General features: G+C 53.0%; 2 tRNA genes and 2 rRNA genes. All 4 read right to left on the bottom strand.

The window, feature by feature from the left end:
* Nucleotides 1–274 (bottom strand): 23S ribosomal RNA (locus tag Xkoz_RS19290); the annotation flags it as partial.
* Between the two features lie 172 nt (nucleotides 275–446).
* A tRNA-Ala gene (locus tag Xkoz_RS19285) sits at nucleotides 447–522 on the bottom strand.
* A gap of 20 nt (nucleotides 523–542) precedes the next feature.
* Nucleotides 543–619, bottom strand: a tRNA-Ile gene (locus Xkoz_RS19280).
* Nucleotides 620–686: 67 nt separating this feature from the next.
* Nucleotides 687–774 (bottom strand): 16S ribosomal RNA (locus tag Xkoz_RS19275); the annotation flags it as partial.

The raw sequence follows: 774 nt of genomic DNA, 5'->3' as shown, positions 1-774 counted from the left end.
CTCTGGGCTCCTCCCCGTTCGCTCGCCGCTACTGGGGGAATCTCGGTTGATTTCTTTTCCTCGGGGTACTGAGATGTTTCAGTTCCCCCGGTTCGCCTCCTTCACCTATGGATTCAGTGAAGGATAGTGCAACGGATTGCACTGGGTTTCCCCATTCGGACATCGCCGGCTGATAACGCTTCATATCAGCTCACCGGCGCTTTTCGCAGATTAGCACGTCCTTCATCGCCTCTGACTGCCTAGGCATCCACCGTGTACGCTTATTCGCTTAACCTCACAACCCGAAGGTGTCTTCGAGTCGGAGTGTTGAGAGACTCACCCGTGCCCTTGTCGCAACGGCACGGATTGTTTCAATTTTCAGCTTGTTCCAGATTGTTAAAGAGCATAAATTTCACAACACACTGCCAGGAATGTGTTCTGAAATTATTAAGGTGGCAAGAAGAGGATGGTGGAGCTAAGCGGGATCGAACCGCTGACCTCCTGCGTGCAAGGCAGGCGCTCTCCCAGCTGAGCTATAGCCCCATCGTGTTTCCCGGAAAAACTGGTAGGCCTGAGTGGACTTGAACCACCGACCTCACCCTTATCAGGGGTGCGCTCTAACCACCTGAGCTACAAGCCTATACCGCATCCGGCTCTTCTCTATCAGACAATCTGTGTGGACACTACACAAATCTACTATCACTCGGTAAGGAGGTGATCCAACCGCAGGTTCCCCTACGGTTACCTTGTTACGACTTCACCCCAGTCATGAATCACAAAGTGGTCAGCGCCCCC

The organism is Xenorhabdus kozodoii (genome assembly GCF_002632875.1).
GTDB classification, from domain to species: domain Bacteria; phylum Pseudomonadota; class Gammaproteobacteria; order Enterobacterales; family Enterobacteriaceae; genus Xenorhabdus; species Xenorhabdus kozodoii.
This window is presented reverse-complemented; position numbering and strand designations above follow the sequence as displayed.